General features: G+C 70.5%; 18 protein-coding genes and 1 pseudogene. 11 read left to right on the forward strand and 8 right to left on the reverse strand.

The genetic code is table 11. The annotated features are described in order from the left end of the window. Positions 1 to 86 precede the first annotated feature (86 nt). Both ACIQMU_RS02290 and ACIQMU_RS02295 read left to right on the forward strand, forming a co-directional pair. Entirely contained in the window at positions 87 to 1283 is a 1197-nt protein-coding gene (locus ACIQMU_RS02290) for a globin domain-containing protein (RefSeq protein WP_352238143.1), read from the forward strand. 34 nt (positions 1284 to 1317) lie between these two features. After that, on the forward strand, positions 1318 to 2286 hold the full coding sequence (locus ACIQMU_RS02295; RefSeq protein WP_352238142.1) for a pyridoxal-phosphate dependent enzyme: 969 nt from the start codon (positions 1318 to 1320) through the stop codon (positions 2284 to 2286). Here the strand turns inward: ACIQMU_RS02295 and ACIQMU_RS02300 are convergent. After that, positions 2232 to 2539: pseudogene (locus ACIQMU_RS02300) on the reverse strand (Na+/H+ antiporter); the annotation flags it as partial. The gene ACIQMU_RS02295 and the pseudogene ACIQMU_RS02300 sit on opposite strands and share 55 nt — an antisense overlap. A 128-nt stretch (positions 2540 to 2667) precedes the next feature. Here ACIQMU_RS02300 and ACIQMU_RS02305 point away from each other — a divergent pair. The 3 genes from ACIQMU_RS02305 (at position 2668) to ACIQMU_RS02315 (ending at position 4525) form a co-directional block, all read left to right on the forward strand. Further along, on the forward strand, positions 2668 to 2907 hold the full coding sequence (locus ACIQMU_RS02305) for a hypothetical protein (RefSeq protein ID WP_402688067.1): 240 nt from the start codon (positions 2668 to 2670) through the stop codon (positions 2905 to 2907). A 251-nt stretch (positions 2908 to 3158) separates the two neighbouring features. Continuing rightward, entirely contained in the window at positions 3159 to 3572 is a 414-nt protein-coding gene (locus ACIQMU_RS02310; protein ID WP_003966375.1) for an anti-sigma regulatory factor, read from the forward strand. After that, positions 3569 to 4525, forward strand: coding sequence for an RNA polymerase sigma factor SigF (locus ACIQMU_RS02315; RefSeq protein ID WP_402688068.1), 957 nt, complete (start codon positions 3569 to 3571; stop codon positions 4523 to 4525). Before ACIQMU_RS02310 ends, ACIQMU_RS02315 begins: the two co-directional genes overlap by 4 nt. Before the next feature lie 47 nt (positions 4526 to 4572). On the opposite strand, the gene ACIQMU_RS02320 is transcribed toward ACIQMU_RS02315, so the two are convergent. Continuing rightward, the gene (locus ACIQMU_RS02320) at positions 4573 to 5022 is read right to left on the reverse strand and encodes a hypothetical protein (RefSeq protein ID WP_352238139.1); all 450 of its coding nucleotides are present in this window, start codon (positions 5020 to 5022) and stop codon (positions 4573 to 4575) included. A gap of 165 nt (positions 5023 to 5187) precedes the next feature. Here ACIQMU_RS02320 and ACIQMU_RS02325 point away from each other — a divergent pair, with 165 nt between their 5' ends. Together ACIQMU_RS02325 and ACIQMU_RS02330 are read left to right on the forward strand one after the other, a co-directional pair. Continuing rightward, the gene (locus ACIQMU_RS02325) at positions 5188 to 6156 is read left to right on the forward strand and encodes a diacylglycerol kinase family protein (protein WP_352238138.1); all 969 of its coding nucleotides are present in this window, start codon (positions 5188 to 5190) and stop codon (positions 6154 to 6156) included. Between the two features lie 319 nt (positions 6157 to 6475). Beyond that, on the forward strand, positions 6476 to 6733 hold the full coding sequence (locus ACIQMU_RS02330) for a WhiB family transcriptional regulator (protein ID WP_003953983.1): 258 nt from the start codon (positions 6476 to 6478) through the stop codon (positions 6731 to 6733). Positions 6734 to 6915: 182 nt separating this feature from the next. Here ACIQMU_RS02330 and ACIQMU_RS02335 read toward each other — a convergent pair whose 3' ends face one another. Together ACIQMU_RS02335 and ACIQMU_RS02340 are read right to left on the reverse strand one after the other, a co-directional pair. Next, positions 6916 to 8382, reverse strand: a complete 1467-nt coding sequence (locus tag ACIQMU_RS02335) for a PAS domain-containing sensor histidine kinase (RefSeq protein WP_352238551.1) — start codon at positions 8380 to 8382, stop codon at positions 6916 to 6918. Positions 8383 to 8824: 442 nt separating this feature from the next. Further along, entirely contained in the window at positions 8825 to 9907 is a 1083-nt protein-coding gene (locus ACIQMU_RS02340) for an SIS domain-containing protein (protein WP_352238137.1), read from the reverse strand. 253 nt (positions 9908 to 10160) lie between these two features. Here ACIQMU_RS02340 and nagB point away from each other — a divergent pair, with 253 nt between their 5' ends. Beyond that, positions 10161 to 10946: a glucosamine-6-phosphate deaminase gene (gene nagB, locus ACIQMU_RS02345; protein ID WP_352238136.1), complete on the forward strand. Its 786-nt coding sequence runs from the start codon at positions 10161 to 10163 to the stop codon at positions 10944 to 10946. Between the two features lie 128 nt (positions 10947 to 11074). Here the strand turns inward: nagB and ACIQMU_RS02350 are convergent, their stop codons facing one another. From ACIQMU_RS02350 to ACIQMU_RS02365, 4 genes are all read right to left on the reverse strand, one after another. Further along, a complete protein-coding gene (locus tag ACIQMU_RS02350) occupies positions 11075 to 12604 on the reverse strand; it encodes a glycoside hydrolase family 3 protein (RefSeq protein WP_402688069.1) in 1530 nt (509 codons plus the stop codon). Between the two features lie 9 nt (positions 12605 to 12613). Continuing rightward, a complete protein-coding gene (locus ACIQMU_RS02355) occupies positions 12614 to 13474 on the reverse strand; it encodes a carbohydrate ABC transporter permease (RefSeq protein ID WP_352238134.1) in 861 nt (286 codons plus the stop codon). Then, entirely contained in the window at positions 13471 to 14478 is a 1008-nt protein-coding gene (locus tag ACIQMU_RS02360; protein ID WP_352238133.1) for a sugar ABC transporter permease, read from the reverse strand. Before ACIQMU_RS02360 ends, ACIQMU_RS02355 begins: the two co-directional genes overlap by 4 nt. A gap of 115 nt (positions 14479 to 14593) precedes the next feature. Continuing rightward, entirely contained in the window at positions 14594 to 15892 is a 1299-nt protein-coding gene (locus tag ACIQMU_RS02365) for a sugar ABC transporter substrate-binding protein (RefSeq protein ID WP_352238132.1), read from the reverse strand. 279 nt (positions 15893 to 16171) lie between these two features. On the opposite strand from ACIQMU_RS02365, the gene ACIQMU_RS02370 reads away from it, so the two are divergent. The 3 genes from ACIQMU_RS02370 to mctP all read left to right on the forward strand — a co-directional run bounded on the left by ACIQMU_RS02370 (position 16172) and on the right by mctP (position 19175). Next, entirely contained in the window at positions 16172 to 16936 is a 765-nt protein-coding gene (locus ACIQMU_RS02370) for a GntR family transcriptional regulator (protein ID WP_352238550.1), read from the forward strand. A 353-nt stretch (positions 16937 to 17289) separates the two neighbouring features. After that, a complete protein-coding gene (locus ACIQMU_RS02375) occupies positions 17290 to 17544 on the forward strand; it encodes a DUF3311 domain-containing protein (protein WP_352238131.1) in 255 nt (84 codons plus the stop codon). Further along, entirely contained in the window at positions 17541 to 19175 is a 1635-nt protein-coding gene (mctP, locus tag ACIQMU_RS02380) for a monocarboxylate uptake permease MctP (RefSeq protein ID WP_352238130.1), read from the forward strand. Before ACIQMU_RS02375 ends, mctP begins: the two co-directional genes overlap by 4 nt. Positions 19176 to 19254 lie beyond the last annotated feature (79 nt).

The following is a 19254-nucleotide window of genomic DNA, read 5'->3' on the forward strand; positions in this document are numbered from 1 at the left end:
TCCGCCCGCAAATACGCATCAGGCATGCCAATTAACTGACCGGCGACCGCCCGGCAGTACACCCCACCCGCGAGGAGCCCCCTTCCATGCTTTCCGACCGGTCCACCGCCACGGTCCGCGCCACCCTGCCCGCCGTGGGCGCCGCCATCGGGGACATCGCCGACCTCTTCTACGAGAAGCTCTTCGCCGCCCACCCCGAGCTGCTGCGCGACCTGTTCAACCGGGGCAACCAGGCATCCGGCGACCAGCGGCGGGCGCTCGCCGGCTCCATCGCCGCCTTCGCGACGCAGCTGGTCGAGCGGCCCGGCACCCGGCCCGACGTGATGCTGGACCGGATCGCCCACAAGCACGCCTCGCTCGGAGTGACCCCGGCGCAGTACGAAGTGGTGCACACCCACCTCTTCGCGGCCATCGCCGACGTCCTGGGCGACGCGGTCACCCCGGAGGTCGCCGCCGCCTGGGACGAGGTCTACTGGCTGATGGCGGGCGCCCTGATCGCCACCGAGGAGCGGCTCTACGCACAGCGGGGCGTGCTGGCCGGGGACGTGTGGCAGACCTGGGAGGTGGCCGCCCGGGTCGAGGAGACGAAGGACGTCGCCACCTTCCAGCTGCGCCCCGCCCAGGACACGACCCCGCCCGCCTTCCGGCCCGGCCAGTACGTGTCCGTACAGGTCGAACTCCCGGACGGCGCCCGTCAGATACGCCAGTACAGCCTCTCCGGCGCCCCCGGCTCCCGGCTGCGGTCGATCACCGTGAAGCGGGTGCGCGGGGAGGGCACGCCCGACGGCGAGGTCTCCCGGCGCCTGCACGAGCACACCCGGGCGGGGGACCTCCTGCGCGTCTCCGCCCCCTACGGCGACCTGGTGCTCGACCGGCTGGACGCCCCCCTGCTGCTGGCCTCGGCGGGCATCGGCTGCACCCCCGTGCTGTCGATGCTGGAGTACCTCGCGCAGGAGGGGCACCGGGGCCCGGTGACCGTCGTGCACGGCGACCGCTCGCCGGCCGACCACGCCCTGCGCACCGACCACGTCCGGCTGACGGAGAAGCTCCCGGACGCCGAGGCGCACTTCTGGTACGAGACCGCGGAGGCCGGGCAGCCGGCGAACCGCACCGGCCTCGTCGACCTGGACGGCATCACCGTACGGCCCGGGACGCACGCCTATCTGTGCGGTCCGCTGCCCTTCATGCGGTCGGTCAGGGCCCGGCTGCTGGAGGCGGGGGTCCGGCCGGCCGACGTCCACTACGAGGTGTTCGGCCCGGACCTCTGGCTGGCCTCCTCCTGAAGGGGCACGGCCCCGGGGAGGCGACAATGGGCGGGTGAACAGCCCGCCCCGCCTCGACGCCCTTCTGCGGCCCCGGGTGCCCTCCCCGCTCCGGGAGGTCCACGACGAGCGCTTCGCGCGCCACGGGGTGCGCCTGCTCCTCAAGCGGGACGACCTGATCCACCCCGACCTGCCGGGCAACAAGTGGCGCAAACTCGCCCTCAACCTGGAGGCCGCCGCCGGGCGGACCGTGCTCACGTTCGGCGGCGCCTACTCCAACCACCTCCGCGCCACCGCGGCGGCCGGGCGGCTGCTGGGGTTCCCCACCATCGGCGTCGTCCGCGGCGACGAGCTGGCGCACCGGCCGCTCAACCCGTCGCTGGCCCGGTGCGCGGCCGACGGCATGCGGCTGCACTTCGTCGACCGTACGACCTACCGGGCGAAGGGCTCGTCCGAGGTCCTGGAGGGGCTGCTGAGCCTGTTCGGGGACGTGGAGGTCATCCCGGAGGGCGGCAGCAACGCGCTCGCCGCACAAGGCTGTACGGCGCTGGGGCGCGAGCTCGCCGGAGCGTGCGAGGTTGCGGCCGTCGCCTGCGGGACCGGGGGCACCCTGGCCGGGCTGGCCGCCGGTCTGGGCCGCGGTCAGCGGGCCCTGGGCGTCCCGGTGCTGCGCGGCGGCTTCCTCGGACCGGCCGTCGAGAGGCTCCAGCGCGAGGCGTTCGGCGGGCCGGCCGGGAGCTGGCGGCTGGAGGAGCGCTACACCTTCGGCGGATACGCCCGCTCCACCCCGGAGCTGGAGACCTTCGCCGCGGACTTCGAGGCCCGGCACGGGCTGCCCGTGGAGCGCGTCTACGTCGCCAAGTTGCTGTTCGCGCTGACCGCGCTGACCGAGGAGGGCGGGTTCGAGCCGGGCGCCCGGGTCGCCGCCGTCGTCACCGGCGCGCCCGACGCGCCGCCCCCTCGGGAGGCGGCCGCCGACCGGTCGGCGGCCGCCTCCCGGAGCCGGTCGGCGAAGTCGGCCTGACCGGAGCGGTGGGCCGGGCAGAGCGCGACGGCGACCACGGCGAGGACACCGCAGGCGTGCACCCGTTCGGCCACCGCGTACGCCACGAAAGAGGGCAGGAGGAAGGCGGTGACCGCCGTGGCGTCGCTCACCGGGGACTCGCCCTGGAGGACCGTGGCCGCCCGGGCAGCCCGAACCGACGGGCGACGGCGGCGGCCGTCACCGCGTCCGGCGCGGCGATGACCGCCCCCAGGACCGGCGCGGCGGTGAGGGGCGGGCCACGAGCGGGGCGGGCGCCGGTGTACGGCGGGCCGCGCCGGCGACCGCCGCGCCGACCGCGATCAGGGCCACAGCGGCAGCGCGTCCAGCCCACCGCCCTCGGTCCGTCGTAACCTGCCCATCATGAGCGAGTGCGCACATGCAGCGGATCTGCCACGCCCCGAGCCCGTGCCGCTCGGCACGACGTGCCCCGAGTACCTGGAGGCGGGGACCGACCCCGTGCGGTTGCGGCTCCGCCTCACCTGCGGGCACGTCGGCCGCCGCGACTCGCCGCCGCCGCGGCACGCCACCGGACACTTCCGGTCGACCGGTCGCCCCGTGATGCGGAGCTTCGAGCCGGGCGAGAGCCGGCGCCGGTGCTGAGGACGGTTCGATCGTCTGACGCCGGGGTACGTCAATGCGGCGCTGGTTCTTCGTAATTGGACGCCGCAGACCCCTAGCCACTGTGTGTACCCATGGTCTTACCATGAGTGACGGTCGGGGTATGGGGTCCGTCCGACACGGCATCATGGATCCGATAACGTCGCCGAGCCGAAGAACCGTCGACGGACCGCATGGCTCCGGGCCACCCTTCCCGGAACCTCGAAAGAGTTTGTGCCACCTTGGAGGTGAGGGTGTCCCAGATCGCAGGCGAGCCCGGGAATCAGGACTTCGTGGAAGTCCGGCTGCCCGCTGCGGGTGCCTACCTGTCGGTGCTGCGAACGGCCACGGCCGGCCTCGCAGCGCGTTTGGACTTCACTCTCGACGAGATCGAGGATCTCCGCATCGCGGTCGACGAAGCCTGCGCGATCCTGCTCCAGCAGGCCGTGCCGGGCTCCGTCCTCAGCTGCGTCTTCCGTCTCGTCGACGACTCCCTGGAGGTGACGGTGTCGGCGCCCACCACGGACGGCCGGGCGCCCGAGCGCGACACCTTCGCCTGGACGGTGCTCTCCGCACTGGCCGGCAAGGTCGACTCCACGGTCGCCGACGACCGTACGGTCAGCATCAGCCTCTACAAACAGCGCGGCGCGGGCCCCGGGCCGGCGTGAGCGACGGGAACGGGGACGGTCCTGTGCGGGACGAGACGATCCGATCCGGGGTGGTGCGCCCAGCAGGCATCCCGGAGCAACAGGCCCGGCCGCATCCGGTGGACGGAGCGGACGGGCCCGAGAGCATCGACGTCGCGGTGGAGCAGCAGTCGCAGGCAGAGCGGGCGGGCCAGATGAGCGAGCACGGGCACCACGATCCACACGACCGGAGCGGGGCGAAGGCCCTGTTCATAGAGTTGCGGGAGCTGCCCGACGGCTCCGCGGAGAAGGCCGAGCTGCGGAATCGGCTGGTGCGCATGCACCTGCCGCTGGTGGAGCATCTGGCCCGCCGCTTCCGTAACCGCGGCGAGCCGCTGGACGACCTGACCCAGGTCGCCACGATCGGGCTGATCAAGTCCGTGGACCGGTTCGACCCGGACCGGGGGGTGGAGTTCTCGACGTACGCCACCCCCACGGTGGTCGGCGAGATCAAGCGCCACTTCCGGGACAAGGGCTGGGCGGTGCGGGTGCCGCGCCGCCTCCAGGAACTGCGGCTGTCGCTGACCACGGCGACCGCGGAGCTGTCCCAGCAGCACGGCCGCTCGCCGACGGTGCACGAGCTGGCCGAGCGGCTCGGCATCTCCGAGGAGGAGGTACTGGAGGGCCTGGAGTCGGCCAACGCGTACAGCACGCTCTCCCTGGACGTACCGGACACGGACGACGAGTCGCCCGCGGTCGCGGACACGCTGGGCTCGGAGGACGAGGCGCTGGAGGGCGTGGAGTACCGGGAGTCGCTCAAGCCGCTCCTGGAGGACCTGCCGCCGCGCGAGAAGCGCATCCTGCTGCTGCGCTTCTTCGGGAACATGACCCAGTCGCAGATCGCCCAGGAGGTCGGCATCTCGCAGATGCACGTCTCACGGCTGCTGGCCCGGACCCTGGCGCAGCTGCGCGAGCGGCTGCTCGTCGAGGAGTAGCCCCGGGGCCGGGGAGCGGGACGGGGGCGTCGAGTACCGGCCGGGGTTCAGACCCCGGGGGTCGTCCCGTGACCCCGGCGGATGCCCAGATCCTGGGTGGTCGCCGGCTTCAGGAGGAGCACCAGGCCGGTGACGGCGACCGCCGCCAGGACGATTCCGGTGGGGATGAAGGCACCCTGCGACCGCAGCAGCGTCCAGGCCACCGGCAGCGCCATGATCTGGGTGATCAGCGCGGGCCCACGGCTCCAGCTGCGCAGCAGCAGCAGCCCGCGAGCGGCGATCAGCGGGATCGCGCCCAGGGCGATGAGCGTGATCCCGACCGTCTCGGCCTGCTGTGTGCTCTCCAGGTTCCCGAGCAGGCCCATGATCAGCAGGTAGACGCCGCCGACGGCGAGCGCCACGCCTTCGAGGGCGTTGACCCCGGCGAGGACGGTGATCCTGGTCGGGCGCTCCGCCGCGGATGTCGACGGGCTGGACGGTGTCTCCTGAGTGCTCACGTCTTTCAGGTTGACATCCCGCGGGCCCGGAAGTGAAGCCGGGGTGCGCGGCACCGCGCCCGTTCGGCGGACGGCGACCGCCGAATCATCACGCTCCGTGAGTGCCGGGGAGCGCAGCGAACCGGGACTACAGCACCGAACCGCCCGGTAGGTAGGCTGGCCGTCATGCGCGCACTCCTCGTGGTCAATCCAGCTGCCACCACCACCAGTGCCCGCACCCGTGACGTGCTCATCCACGCGCTGGCCAGCGAGATGAAGCTGGAGGCGGTGACCACCGAGTACCGGGGGCACGCGCGGGATCTGGGACGGCGGGCCGCGGACAGCGACGCCATCGATCTGGTGGTCGCCCTCGGCGGTGACGGCACGGTGAACGAGGTCGTGAACGGGCTGCTGCACCGGGGCCCGGACGTGGACTCCCTCCCGAAGCTCGCCGTGGTGCCCGGCGGGTCCACCAATGTCTTCGCGCGCGCCCTCGGGCTGCCGAACGACGCGGTGGAGGCGACCGGCGCGATCCTGGACGCCCTGGCCAACCGGACCGAACGCACGGTCGGGCTCGGCCTCGCGGCCGGCACCCCCGGCACGGAGGACGAGTCCGTCCCCGAACGCTGGTTCACCTTCTGCGCCGGGCTGGGCTTCGACGCCGGCGTCATCGGCCGGGTCGAACAGCAGCGCGAGGGCGGGAAGCGCTCGACGCACGCCCTGTACGTACGCCAGGTGGTGCGGCAGTTCCTGAACGAGGCCCACCGCAGACACGGGCAGATCACGCTCGACGTGCCCGGCCAGGACCCGGTCACCGACCTCGCGCTCTCCATCATCTGCAACACCGCCCCCTGGACCTACCTGGGCAATCGCCCGATGTACGCCTCCCCGAAGGCATCCTTCGACACCGCGCTGGACGTCCTCGGACTGAAGCGGCTGTCCACCGCGGCGGTGGCTCGCTACGGCGCCCAGCTGCTCACTTCGAGCCCCGAGAAGGGGCCGCGCGGCAAGCACGCGGTTTCACGGCACGACCTCACGAGCTTCACCTTGCATTCAAAGGTCCCACTGCCCTTCCAGATGGACGGCGACCACTTGGGACTGCGTACGAGCGTGACGTTCACAGGCGTACGCCGTGCACTGCGTGTGATTGTGTGAGTGGAAGGGCCTAAAGTCCTTTAACTCGAACGTTTGGACTGGCCCCCACCCCTAAGAAGTGCGGCTGTGACCTAGTCGACACCGAGGAATCAAAAAAAACTTTCCAGAAGGGGTTGTATCCGCCGCCGAGGTTTGCGAATCTCTACATGGCGATCGGGACGGCCCGCAACACCGGCCTCCACTGAGAACCAGAACCCCTCCTCACCATCACAGACCACACCCAGTGCATCTGGGGGTCGGCCCGTCATCTGCGGGGGGATTCGTGAAAGCGTTCACATTCACAAGCACCAGCGTGTAATACCAAGGAGAGGTAGCAGCCATGGACTGGCGTCACAACGCCGTTTGTCGTGAGGAAGACCCCGAGCTGTTCTTCCCCATCGGCAACACCGGTCCTGCGCTGCTGCAGATCGAGGAAGCCAAGGCTGTCTGCCGCCGCTGCCCCGTCATGGAGCAGTGCCTGCAGTGGGCGCTCGAGTCCGGCCAGGACTCCGGCGTCTGGGGTGGCCTCAGCGAGGACGAGCGCCGCGCGATGAAGCGCCGTGCCGCTCGCAACCGGGCGCGCAACGCAAGCGCCTGAGCGAGAACCGCACCAAGCCTCAGCCCGGCGGCGCGTACAGAGCGTACGCACAGCCCCGCCTTCGAGTCGCAGCGCGCAGTACCCCGAAGCGCATCGCATCGTGAGCACCACGGAGCGGGCCCGGACCGTCACCACGGTCCGGGCCCGCTCTGCTGTGCGCTCCCCTGCCTCCCGCCCCGCGCCTACTTGTCGGCGCGGACCGGGAGGTCCAGCACCACCTGGGTGCCGCGTCCGGGGGCCGGGACCATGCCGAACGTGCCGCCCAACTCCCCCTCCACCAGAGTCCGTACGATCTGGAGCCCGAGATTGCCTGCCCGCTTCGGATCGAACCCCTCGGGCAGGCCCCGCCCGTCGTCGGTGACGGTGATCAGCAGCCGCCCGTCGGTGGGCGATCCGCCGCGCACGGCGGCGACCTCCACCGTCCCCCGGTCGGCCACGGAGAACGCGTGCTCCAGGGCGTTCTGGAGCACCTCGGTCAGCACCATCGAGAGCGGAGTGGCGACCTCGGCGTCGAGGATGCCGAAGCGTCCGGTGCGCCGGCAGGTCACCTTACCCGGGGAGATCTCCGAGACCATCGCGATGACCCGGTCGGCGATCTCGTCGAACTCGACCCGCTCGTCCAGATTCTGGGACAGCGTCTCGTGGACGATGGCGATCGAACCGACGCGCCGCACCGCCTCGTTGAGCGCCTCGCGGCCCTGTTCGGAGTCCATCCGGCGGGCCTGGAGGCGCAGCAGGGCGGCTACCGTCTGGAGGTTGTTCTTCACTCGGTGGTGGATTTCCCGGATGGTCGCGTCCTTGGTGATCAACTCACGTTCGCGGCGGCGCAGTTCGGTGACGTCCCGGAGCAGGACCAGCGAGCCGATCCGCACCCCCTTCGGCTTGAGCGGGATGGCCCGCAGCTGGATCACCCCGCCCTCGCACTCGACCTCGAACTCGCGGGGCGCGTAACCGCTGGCCACCTTGACCAGCGCCTCGTCCACCGGCCCCCGGGACGGGGCCAGTTCGGCGGTGGTGGTGCCCAGGTGGTGGCCGACCAGGTCGGAGGCGAGGCCGAGGCGGTGGTAGGCGGAGAGGCCGTTGGGGCTGGCGTACTGGACGATCCCGTCGGCGTCCAGCCGGATCAGACCGTCGCCCACTCGGGGGGAGGCGTCCATGTCGACCTGCTGGCCGGGGAACGGGAAGGACCCCGCGGCGATCATCTGGGCCAGGTCCGAGGCGGACTGGAGGTAGGTGAGCTCCAGCCGGGAGGGGGTGCGCACGGTGAGCAGGTTGGTGTTGCGGGCGATGACGCCGAGCACCCGGCCCTCGCGGCGTACCGGGATGGACTCGACCCGTACGGGCACCTCCTCGCGCCACTCCGGGTCGCCCTCGCGCACGATCCGGCCCTCGTCCAGGGCCGCGTCCAGCAGCGGGCGGCGGCCCCGCGGCACCAGGTGGCCGACCATGTCGTCCTGGTAGGAGGTGGGGCCGGTGTTGGGGCGCATCTGGGCGACGGAGACGTACCGCGTGCCGTCGCGGGTCGGAACCCACAGCACGAGGTCGGCGAAGGACAGGTCGGAGAGCAGCTGCCACTCCGAGACCAGCAGATGCAGCCATTCGAGGTCGGTGTCGCTCAGAGCGGTGTGCTGGCGGACGAGGTCGTTCATGGAGGGCACGTGTGGAGCGTACCCGGGGTTCACCGGAGGCGTTCGAACCGATCGGGCCGGTGGGCCGTGCCTCCGGGGGGAGGGCGCTCGGCGCGGGATGCCGCCGGACGTGGCCGGGCGCCCTCCGGAGAATGTGGTGCACACGGATGGACACGGGCAATTGGTCTAGTCCACAATGAGCACCACGACCCCCGCTCTCCCCGCACAGGAGAGCGGACCGAGGCTCCGGCACTCTCTGCCCTGACTGCGCCGGCGCCTCCCGTGGCCGACGGCACCGCACACCGTCGGCCGGCAGCTCCGGGCTGCGGTGCCGGACGGGCTGAGGGTCCTGTCCCGGCGCCGCGGCCCGCGGGTGTTTCCGGGGTCCGGAGCGAACGCGTCCGCGCGGCCTTCCGATTCCGGGGCTCGCGCCCCCGGGGGGCTTTCCGCGCACAGCGCCGGTTCAGCGGGTCTCGGTGACCTTGGCCAGGGCGCGCGGGGCGTCGGGGTCCTGCCCCCGGGCGATCGTCACCTCGTAGGCCAGCATCTGCAACGGCAGGATCTCCAGGATCGGCTGCAACTCCTCCGGGACGCCGTCCGTGGGCAGCGCGAAGCCGGCCGAAGCCGCCTCCACCTGGACCTTGGGACCGACCACGAAGAGATCCGCGCCGCGCCCGCGCAACCGGTCCAGGACCGGCTGGAGGGCCTCGCCGCCCCGCCCGTCCGTGACCACGGCGATCACCGGGGAGATGTTGTCGACCATCGCCAGCGGCCCGTGCAGCAGGTCCGCTCCGGAGTAGGAGAGAGCGGGGATGTAGCTGGTCTCCATCAGTTTCAGGGCCGCCTCCTTGGCCGTCGGGTAGCCGTAGCCGCGCGAGGTGATCACCATGCGCTCGGCGAAGCGGTAGCGGGAGGCCAGCGCCTTGACCTCGGCCCGGCGGCCCAGGATCGCGCCCGCCAGGTCGGGCAGGCCCGCGGCGGCCGTCGTGCCGTCCCCGCCGCCCAGGCTCTCCACGAAGAGGTACAGGGAGAGCAGGGAGGCGGTGTACGTCTTGGTGGCCGGCAGGGCCTTCTCCGGGCCCGCCAGGATGTCGATGTGGTATTCGGAGACCGCCGCCAGCGCGGAGTCCGGGTTGTTGGTGACGGCGAGGGTGATGGCACCGGCCTCCCGGGCGGCCCTGGTGGAGGCCACCAGGTCGGGCGAGCCGCCCGACTGGCTGACGATGACCACCAGGACGTCCCGCAGGTCGGGACGGGCGCCGTAGGCCGTCGTGGTGGACATCGAGGCCAGCCCGCAGGGCAGACCGAGGCGGATCTCCAGCAGGTACTTCGCGTACAGCGCCGCGTTGTCCGACGTGCCCCGCGCGGTGAGCAGCACGAAGCGGGGCTTCCGGGCGGCGATCTCGGCGGCGACCTCCTGGATGCGGGGCGCGCCCTGTTCCAGGATGCGGCGCAGCATCGCGGGCTGCTCGGCCATCTCGCCGGACATGATGCGGCCGGGCTCGTCGCCCTGGCCGCTCCGGTCGGCCGGAGGGGTGGCGGACATGTGGGGGGCCTCCCTGCGCTGTCGGGCGTGCGGGACGGCGCGTGCGCGGGGTGCGTGACCGGTGCCGTCCCGGACCAGTCGACCAGGCAATGCCGTGCCCCGCCAGCGGGCCGGGGCGTGCGGGCGGGGGCGCACCGGCCGGGCGGGCGGACCGATGGACGGACTGTTCACCTCACGGCTGCGCGGTTCTGCTAAATTGGGACGTTGATTGGTCTATACCACCGGCTCCCCTAGTCAGATCGGCAGGCACAGCGTGGAAGTTGTCATCGTCCCGGACGCCACGGCAGGCGGCGAACTGATCGCGGAGGCCATCGCCGCCCTGATCGCCCGCAAGCCCGACGCCCTGCTCGGCGTGGCCACCGGCTCGACCCCGCTGCCCATCTACCGGGCGCTCGCGGCCAAGGTCGCCTCCGGCGCGGTCGACGCCTCGCGCACCCGGATCTGCCAGCTCGACGAGTACGTCGGGCTGCCCGCGGGCCACCCGGAGTCGTACCGCTCCGTGGTGCTGCGCGAGGTCATCGAGCCGCTCGGGCTCTCCGAGTCCTCCTTCATGGGCCCGGACGGCTCCGCCGAGGACGTCCAGGCGGCCTGCGAGAGCTACGACCGGGCGCTGGCCGAAGCGGGCGGCGTCGACCTCCAGCTCCTGGGCATCGGCACCGACGGGCACATCGGCTTCAACGAGCCGTGCTCCTCGCTCGCCTCCCGCACCCGGATCAAGACGCTGACGCAGCAGACCCGGGTCGACAACGCGCGCTTCTTCGACGACGACATCGACCAGGTGCCGCACCACGTGATCACGCAGGGCATCGGGACGATCCTGGATTCCCGTCACCCGATCCTGCTGGCCACCGGCGAGGGCAAGGCGGAGGCCGTCGCCCAGACGGTCGAGGGGCCCGTCGCCTCGGTCGTGCCGGCCTCTGCGCTCCAGCTGCACCCGCACGCGACGGTGGTGGTCGACGAGGCGGCGGCGTCCAAGCTGAAGCTGGCGGACTACTTCCGCGCCACGTACGCGGCGAAGCCCGGGTGGCAGGGGCTGTAGCTCCCGGCCGCGGGCCGCGCACACGGTGAAGGGCCGGGACGCCATCGGGCGTCCCGGCCCTTCACCGTCGTGCCGCCCGTCCGGCGAGAGGCTGTCCTCGATCGCCGGACGGGCTCGGTGGCGGCCCGCTAGGGGGTCGTTCCGGTGATCGCTTCCGCCGCCGCCCGGCCGCAGACGCGGGCCGCGCCGTGGGTGGCTATGTACAGCGCCCCCCGGGGGCCCGACTGGGGCAGGCCCATCTCGACCACGACCGTGTCCGGCCGGACCGCCAGCAGCGCGTCCAGCGCCTCGCCCATCCAGGCGTGCCGGTGCTCGTCGCGGACGACGGCGACGACGCGCCGCTCCCCCGCCGCCGCCAGGATCGCGTCCGCCGGAGCGGCCGTCCCGTCGGTGTAGGTGTCCGTCCCGGTGCCGGGCAGGAGCCTGTCCAGCTCGGCGGCGATGCCCCACGGGGTCTCGTCGCCGACCGCGATGTTGGCCTCCGCGCTGAACGACGCGACGTACGCGGCCTCGGCCAGCGGGTCGCCGGAGCCGGTCACCCGGACCGCCCGGCGGGCGGCCACCAGGCCGATGTCGGAGCTGACTCCGGTGCCGGGCGCGGTCCCCTCCTGCACTGCCGCGCCCGGCTCCGGGACATCCCCCCGGGCCCTCTGCGTCCAGGACGCGAGGGCTCGTACACGGGCGGCCGCGTCGGCGAGCCGCTCCTCGGTCAGTTCCCCGGCGCGCACGGCCGCGACGAGGGCGTCGCGCAGCCGCAGCACCGTCTCCTCGTCGGCCAGGCCGCCGCCCACACAGATGGCGTCGGCGCCCGCCGCGAGGGCCAGGACGGACCCGCGCTCGATGCCGTACGTACCGGCGATGGCGTCCATCTCCACGGCGTCGGTGACGATCAGGCCGTCGTAGCCCAGCTCCTCGCGCAGCAGACCGGTGAGGATCTGCGGGCTCAGGGTCGCCGGGCGGTCGGGGTCGAGCGCGGGAAGCAGGATATGCGCGCTCATCACCGATTTGGAACCCGCCGCGATGGCCGCCCGGAAGGGCACCAGCTCACGGGCGTGCAGGGTGTCGAGGTCCACATCGATGCGGGGCAGCGCCAGGTGCGAGTCGACCGCGGTGTCGCCGTGCCCGGGGAAGTGCTTGGTGCAGGCCGCGACACCGGCGGCCTGGAGCCCCTCGATGTACGCGGCGGTGTGCCGGGCGGCCAGGCGGGTGTCGGCGCCGAAGGAGCGCACGCCGATGACCGGGTTGCCCGGGTTGGAGTTGACGTCGGCGGACGGCGCCCAGTTGAGGTTGACGCCGCACTCGGCGAGCCGGCGGCCGAGTTCCTGGGCGACGGCCCGGGTCAGGTCGACGTCGTCCACGGAGCCGAGGGCGAAATTGCCGGGGAAGGAGGAGCCGTGCGTGACCTCCAGCCGGGTCACGTCGCCGCCCTCCTCGTCGATGGCGACGAGGACGTCGTCCCGCTCGGAGCGCAGCCGCCCGGTGAGGGCGGTGAGCTGTTCGGGCGAGGTGATGTTGCGGCCGAACAGCCCGACGGAGGCGAGCCCTTCACCGACGCGGCGCAGCAGCCAGTCCGGCGCGGTGGTTCCGGTGAATCCGGGCTGGAGCACGGCGAGCGCGTCGCGCGTCACGGTGTCGGTGGTGGATACGAGGGTGGTCATGGGTCCGCACTATCCCTTCACGGCGCCGGAAGTGAGACCTGCGGCCATCTTCTTCTGGATGATCATGAAGAACACGACGACGGGCAGGGCGATCATGGTCGAGGCCGCCATGAGCGCGCCGTAGTCCGTTCCGCGCTCGGTCGTGAACGTCATCAGCCATACGTTGAGCGTGTACTTGGAGTTGTCGTTGATCAGGATGTACGCGAAGAGGTACTCGTTCCACGCGTTCACCAGGGCGAAGATCGACGCGGCGGCGAGTCCGGGGGCGAGCAGCGGGAAGATCACGCGGCGGAACGCCTGGAAGCGGGTGCACCCGTCCACCATCGCGGACTCCTCCAGCTCCACCGGGATGTTCACGACGAAGCCGCGGATCATGATGGTGGCGAAGGGCAGCGTGGAGACCAGGTAGACGACGATCAGGCCCCAGTACTCGTCGATCCCGCCCATGGCGTTGAGCTGGGCGTAGATCGGGATGAGCATCGCCGTCGGCGGCAGCATCTGGACCAGGATCATGATCAGGACCAGGGCCTTGCGGCCGAAGAACCGGAACCGGCCGATGGCCAGGGCCGCCAGGGTCGCGATGATCATGCCGCCGACCACCGCGGTGACGGCGACGATCAGGCTGGACTGGATGGCGGTGGTGAAGTTCGGCTGCTCGGTGGCCCGGACGAAGTTGTCGAAGGTGATCGACGTGGGCCACAGGGTCTGGTCGTAGCTGCGGATCTCCCGGTTGGGCCGCAGGGCGCTGATGACCAGCCAGTAGACCGGGAAGACCATGACCAGGGCGACGCCGAGGCCGATGAGGTCGAGGTGCAGCCGGCTCTTCTTGCGGTCGGGGCGCAGCACCTGTGTTTGGGTCGAGCTGCTCATTCGACCTCTCCCGTCTTCATGAGCTGGCGCAGGTAGTACACGGCCACGCCGGACAGCAGCAGCACCGTGATCAGGGCGATCGCGGTGCCCTGGCTGAAGGAGGTGGACTCGAACGCCTTGGAGTACGAGTAGAGGCCGAGGGTCTCGTACTCCGGCTCGGGCTTGTTGCCGCGCAGCAGCCAGATCTGGCCGAAGACGTTGAAGTCCCAGATCACCGAGAGGGTGGCGACCATGGTGAAGACCGGCTTGATGACCGGCCAGGTGACGAACTTGTAGACGCCGTAGGCGCTGGCGCCGTCGAGGGCGGCGGCCTCCTCCAGTTCCTGGGGGACCTGGGTGAGGGCGGCGTAGAGGGTGACGACGACGAACGGGATGGCGCCCCAGACGACCAGCAGCGTGATGATGCCGAAGCCCTGGACCGGGTCGAGGTACCAGTTGTGTCCGAGCCAGTCCTCGCCGACGACCTTGGCGATCAGGGTGTTGATCAGGCCGTAGTCGGAGTCGGCCATGAACCGGAAGATCGAGGCGGCCACCATCAGCGGCATCGACCAGGCGGCGATGAGGCAGGCGGTGAGCACGAGCCGGACCCAGGTGGAGAGCTTGCGCATCAGCAGGGCGACCAGCAGCCCGAGCCCCATGGTCAGCGTCACGCAGACGACCATGAAGACGACCGTGCGGAAGGTGACCCACCAGAACTCGGAGTCCCCGAGGATGTTGGTGAACTGCTCGAAGCCGACCCATGGAGCCGGTTCGCCGGACCACAGCTCACGGCGGCCCATGTCCTGGAAGGACATGATGACCGTCTTGCCGAGCGGGTAGAGGTAGACGGCGGCGATCGCCACGATCGCCGGGAGGATCAGGAAGTAGGGGAGCAGTTCACCCTTCTTCCGCTTCCTCTTCCGCACCCGGGGCGCGTCGTCGTCAAAGGACGACTTCCCGGTCGCCTGCGGGTCGGGTGGTACGGGGACCGGCGGCCCGGCGGCCTTGGTATCAGCGGCAGACACGTGGCTGACCTTCCATCGCGGGTCCGGGGCGGGCCCCGGAATTCACGGCGTTCACTTGCGGGAAAGGCGCGGGGGTCCGGCGCTGACGCCGGACCCCCGCCTGGCGATCGGAAGGTCAGGCTTCCTGGTTGATCAGCTCGTTGATCTTCTCGTCGGCCTTCTTGGTGGCGTCGGCGACGGAGGAGCCCTTGACGATCTCCAGAAGCATGTTCTGGAGGATCTCCTCCTTCTCGATGGAGGCCCAGCCCGGCGCGATCGGCGTGAACCAGGCGTCCGGCACCGCGTTGGCGATGGCGGCGGTCTCCGGCTTGGCCTTCAGCGGCTCAAGCTGCTTCTCGTTGTTGGGGAGGATGTTCTTCGACGCGAGGACCTCCATGGACTTCGCGTTGGTGAAGAGGGAGATCCACTCCTCGCCGAGGTCCTGCTTCTTGGACTTGGAGATCGTCGCGAGGTCCGAGCCGCCGATGAAGGACGGGAGGGCCTTGCCGTCGGGGCCGGGCATACCGGCCGTGGCGATCTTGCCCTCGAGCTTCGGGTTGCCGTTCTCGCCCGTGGTGACGCTGCCGGCCTCCCACGCCTGGCCGTAGATGACCGCGGCCTTCTCGTTGGCCATGACGTTGGCGTGGTCCTGCTCGTCCTTCGTCACATCGGCCTTGTTGTACTTCTTGACCAGGTCGACGAAGTGCTGGATGCCCTTCTGTGCCTCCGGGGTGGAGAGCGCGGCCTTCCACTCCTTGCTGCCCTCGTCGTACTCGGCTATCTGGCCACCGTAGGCGGCGACGTAGGACATCGCGGCGTACCAGTAGCGGCCCGGGAAGTAGAGGGACGAGGCGCGCTTGTCCTTCTTGCCCAGCTCGGCGGAGACCTTGTCCATCGCGGCGAGGAACTCGTCCTCGGTCTGCGGAAGGGCGTCGCTGCCGGTGCCGGCCTTCAGCATGTCCTTGTTGTACACGGCCAGACGGGCGCTGGCGTAGTAAGGAACGCAGTAGGTCTTGCCCTCGAAGGAACACGTGTCCTTCAGACCCTTGATCCAGGTGTCCGAGTTCTCGTACTTCTTGGGGTCGATTTCTCCGAGCGCACCATTGAGGATGTACTGCATGGTCTCGGTATTGCCGAGTTCCACGACGTCCGGGAATTTGTCGCCACCGAGGGAGGTGTCCAGCTTCTTGACCTTGTCGGCCCACTGCTGGTACTGAATCTCGACCTTGACGCCCGGGTACTTCTTGTTGAACTCGGCGTTGACGTCCTTGACCAGCTCGGGCCAGGTGGACTGGGCCTCGCCCATGAGCCAGACGGTCAGGTTCTCCTTGCGGTCCTTGGGGTCCGCGGACGACTTCTTGTCGTCGGAACCACACGCCGCGACCGAAACCAACATGCCCGCGACACCGATAGCCGCGATGAGCTTGCGCTTCACGTCAAACCCTCCTCAGGGATGCTGCAACCCCACCCACCGCGAAGTCATTCGACGAGTTCTGCTGGGGCTGGACCTGGTCTTTAATGGTTTAGACCAGTACCGGGAGCTTGGCCTAGACCTTTAGGGGTGTCAAGGGTGTATAAGAAGTGCACTCGCGTCCGTTATAGGACCGACACCTAAGGGAGGGCGACGACCCGTGACCGGACCGTGCCACCATGTGAGCCGCGACAGACGGAGGAGCCGGTGACGGCAGCAACGCAGCAGTCGGGAAGGCGGGCCATGGGCGCCGACGGGGGCAGTACGGGGGGCGAGACCGGTACGGCTACGCGCACGGCGCGCGTACCGAAGTACTACCGGCTCAAGCGGCATCTCCTCGACATGACGGACACCTTGCCGCCCGGCACCCCGGTGCCGCCCGAACGCACTTTGGCCGCCGAGTTCGACACCTCGCGCACCACCGTGCGCCAAGCGCTCCAGGAACTGGTCGTCGAGGGGCGGCTGGAGCGCATCCAGGGCAAGGGGACCTTCGTCGCCAAGCCGAAGGTCTCCCAGGCCCTCCAGCTCACCTCGTACACCGAGGACATGCGCGCCCAGGGGCTGGAACCGACGTCCCAGCTGCTGGACATCGGCTATGTCACGGCGGACGACACGCTCGCCGGTCTGCTGGACATCTCGACGGGCGGCCGGGTGCTGCGCATCGAGCGGCTGCGGCTCGCCAGCGGGGAGCCGATGGCGATCGAGACCACGCACCTTTCGGCCAAACGCTTCCCGGCACTGCGCCGTTCGCTGGTGAAGTACACCTCGCTCTACACAGCGCTGGCCGAGGTGTACGACGTCCGTCTCGCCGAGGCGGAGGAGACCATCGAGACCTCGCTCGCCACCCCCCGCGAGGCCGGGCTGCTGGGCACCGACGTGGGGCTGCCGATGCTCATGCTGTCCCGCCATTCGGTGGATGGCCAGGGCGAACCGGTCGAGTGGGTCCGCTCGGTGTACCGGGGCGACCGCTACAAGTTCGTGGCCCGCCTCAAGCGGCCGGCGGACTGAGCGCCGGGCGCGGGAACGCGCCACGCGCGGGGCGGTGGCCCGGGGAGCACGCCCCCGGGCCACCGCTCGTTTTCGGCCACTCCGCTCGGCTCGGCTCCCCCGCGCGACGGCTGCGGACTGACGCCGCGGTAGGAGTCGCCGTCCCTGTCGCCGTCCTGTCGGCGAAGGGGCGCACGGATGCGGCCGCCGCCCGCCGGCCGGGGGTTGAACCGAAACACCTCCGCGCCCGTGTCCCGTTGCGGAACCACACCGTTGCGGGACCGCAATGCGGACGGGGGGTGACGCTGGGCGGACGCGTCCCTTAGATTTCCTGCCCATTGCACCGGTGATCAGCGAGGGGACGGAGTCACCACATGCCGGAAGACACAGAGACGAAACCACCCATGGTCACACCCGGGAGGGTGGTCATCGGGATCTGTCTGCTCGCGCCGTTCGTCGCGATGCTCTGGGTGAGTTCGTACGCCCGGATCGAGCCGAAGTTCATCGGCATCCCGTTCTTCTACTGGTACCAGATGCTCTGGGTTGTCATCTCCACCGCGCTGACGATGATCGCGTACAAGCTGTGGCAGCGTGACCAGCGCGCCCGCAAGGGGGGTGCGTCCGCATGAACGACGGCGTGAACGGCGTCGCACTCGCCGTCTTCATCTTCTTCTTCCTGGCCGTCACGGTCATGGGCTTCATGGCCGCGCGCTGGCGCCGGGCCGACAACGAGGCGACCCTGGACGAATGGGGCCTGGGCGGCCGGTCGTTCGGCACCTGGGTGACCTGGTTCCTGCTCGGCGGCGACCTCTACACCGCGTACACCTTCGTCGCCGTCCCGGCGGCGATCTACGCGGCCGGCGCGGCCGGGTTCTTCGCCGTGCCCTACACGATCCTGGTCTACCCGCTGATCTTCACCTTCCTGCCCCGTCTGTGGTCGGTGTCGCACAAGCACGGGTACGTCACCACCTCGGACTTCGTCCGCGGCCGGTTCGGCTCGAAGGGGCTGTCGCTGGCGGTCGCCCTCACCGGCATCCTCGCCACCATGCCGTACATCGCGTTGCAGCTCGTCGGCATCCAGGCGGTGCTGGACGTGATGGGCGTCGGCGGCGGCGAGACCACGCACTGGTTCATCAGGGACCTGCCGATCCTCATCGCCTTCGCCGTGCTGGCCGCCTACACCTACTCCTCGGGCCTGCGGGCGCCGGCACTGATCGCGTTCGTCAAGGACGGGCTGATCTACCTGGTCATCGCCGTCGCCATCATCTACATCCCGATCAAGCTCGGCGGCTTCGACGAGATCTTCAGCAAGGCGAGCGAGGCGTTCGCCCAGGAGAACCCGGCCACCGGAAAGCCGCGCGGTTCGCTGATCCCGGGCGAGATGGGGCAGTGGGGCTACGCCACTCTGGCGCTGGGCTCGGCGCTGGCGCTGTTCATGTATCCGCACTCCATCACGGCGACGCTGTCCAGCAAGAGCCGTGAGGTGATCCGGCGCAACACCACGATCCTGCCGCTGTACTCGCTGATGCTGGGGCTGCTGGCGCTGCTGGGCTTCATGGCGATCGCCGCCGGGATCAAGGTGGACAACGGTCAGTTGGCCATCCCGCAGCTGTTCGAGAACATGTTCCCCTCCTGGTTCGCCGGGGTGGCGTTCGCCGCCATCGGCATCGGCGCACTGGTGCCCGCCGCGATCATGTCGATCGCCGCGGCGAACCTCTTCACCCGGAACATCTACAAGGACTTCCTCAAACCTGACGCCACACCCGCCCAGGAGACGAAGGTCTCCAAGCTGGTGTCACTGCTGGTGAAGGTCGGGGCGCTGGCGTTCGTCCTGACGATGGACAAGACGGTCGCGATCAACTTCCAGCTCCTCGGCGGCATCTGGATCCTCCAGACGATGCCCGCCCTGGTCGGCGGACTGTTCACCCGGTGGTTCCACCGCTGGGCGCTCATCGCGGGCTGGGCGGTGGGCATGCTGTACGGGACGATCGCCGCGTACGGCGTGGCGAGCCCGACGCAGAAGCACTTCGGCGGGTCCTCCAAGGAGATCCCGGGCATCGGGGAGATCGGGTACATCGGCCTGACCGCGTTCGTGCTGAACCTGGTGGTCGTCATCGTCCTCACGTTCGTCCTGAACGCGCTGAAGGCCCCGGTGGGGATCGACGAGACCTCGCCGTCCGACTACACGGCGGACGCCGGTGACCCGGGCGTGCAGGAGAAGCTCCCGCCGGCCACGGTGGGCGCGCCGGGCGGTCACTGACCCGCGGAACGGCACGTCCTGGACTGGACCACGGGCCGTCGCCCCTCCCGTCGTGGAGCGGGCGGCGGCCCGGACCGCT

Source organism: Streptomyces sp. NPDC091649 (assembly GCF_044756785.1).
GTDB lineage: Bacteria > Actinomycetota > Actinomycetes > Streptomycetales > Streptomycetaceae > Streptomyces.

Coding starts and splice junctions, on each gene's coding strand:
- ACIQMU_RS02290 (WP_352238143.1), top strand. CDS start 87: ATGCTTTCCGACCGGTCCACCGCCACGGTCCGCGCCACCCTGCCCGCC.
- ACIQMU_RS02305 (WP_402688067.1), top strand. CDS start 2,668: ATGAGCGAGTGCGCACATGCAGCGGATCTGCCACGCCCCGAGCCCGTG.
- ACIQMU_RS02325 (WP_352238138.1), top strand. CDS start 5,188: ATGCGCGCACTCCTCGTGGTCAATCCAGCTGCCACCACCACCAGTGCC.
- ACIQMU_RS02330 (WP_003953983.1), top strand. CDS start 6,476: ATGGACTGGCGTCACAACGCCGTTTGTCGTGAGGAAGACCCCGAGCTG.
- ACIQMU_RS02335 (WP_352238551.1), bottom strand. CDS start 8,382: ATGAACGACCTCGTCCGCCAGCACACCGCTCTGAGCGACACCGACCTC.
- ACIQMU_RS02340 (WP_352238137.1), bottom strand. CDS start 9,907: ATGTCCGCCACCCCTCCGGCCGACCGGAGCGGCCAGGGCGACGAGCCC.
- ACIQMU_RS02350 (WP_402688069.1), bottom strand. CDS start 12,604: ATGACCACCCTCGTATCCACCACCGACACCGTGACGCGCGACGCGCTC.
- ACIQMU_RS02355 (WP_352238134.1), bottom strand. CDS start 13,474: ATGAGCAGCTCGACCCAAACACAGGTGCTGCGCCCCGACCGCAAGAAG.
- ACIQMU_RS02370 (WP_352238550.1), top strand. CDS start 16,172: ATGGGCGCCGACGGGGGCAGTACGGGGGGCGAGACCGGTACGGCTACG.
- ACIQMU_RS02375 (WP_352238131.1), top strand. CDS start 17,290: ATGCCGGAAGACACAGAGACGAAACCACCCATGGTCACACCCGGGAGG.
- mctP (WP_352238130.1), top strand. CDS start 17,541: ATGAACGACGGCGTGAACGGCGTCGCACTCGCCGTCTTCATCTTCTTC.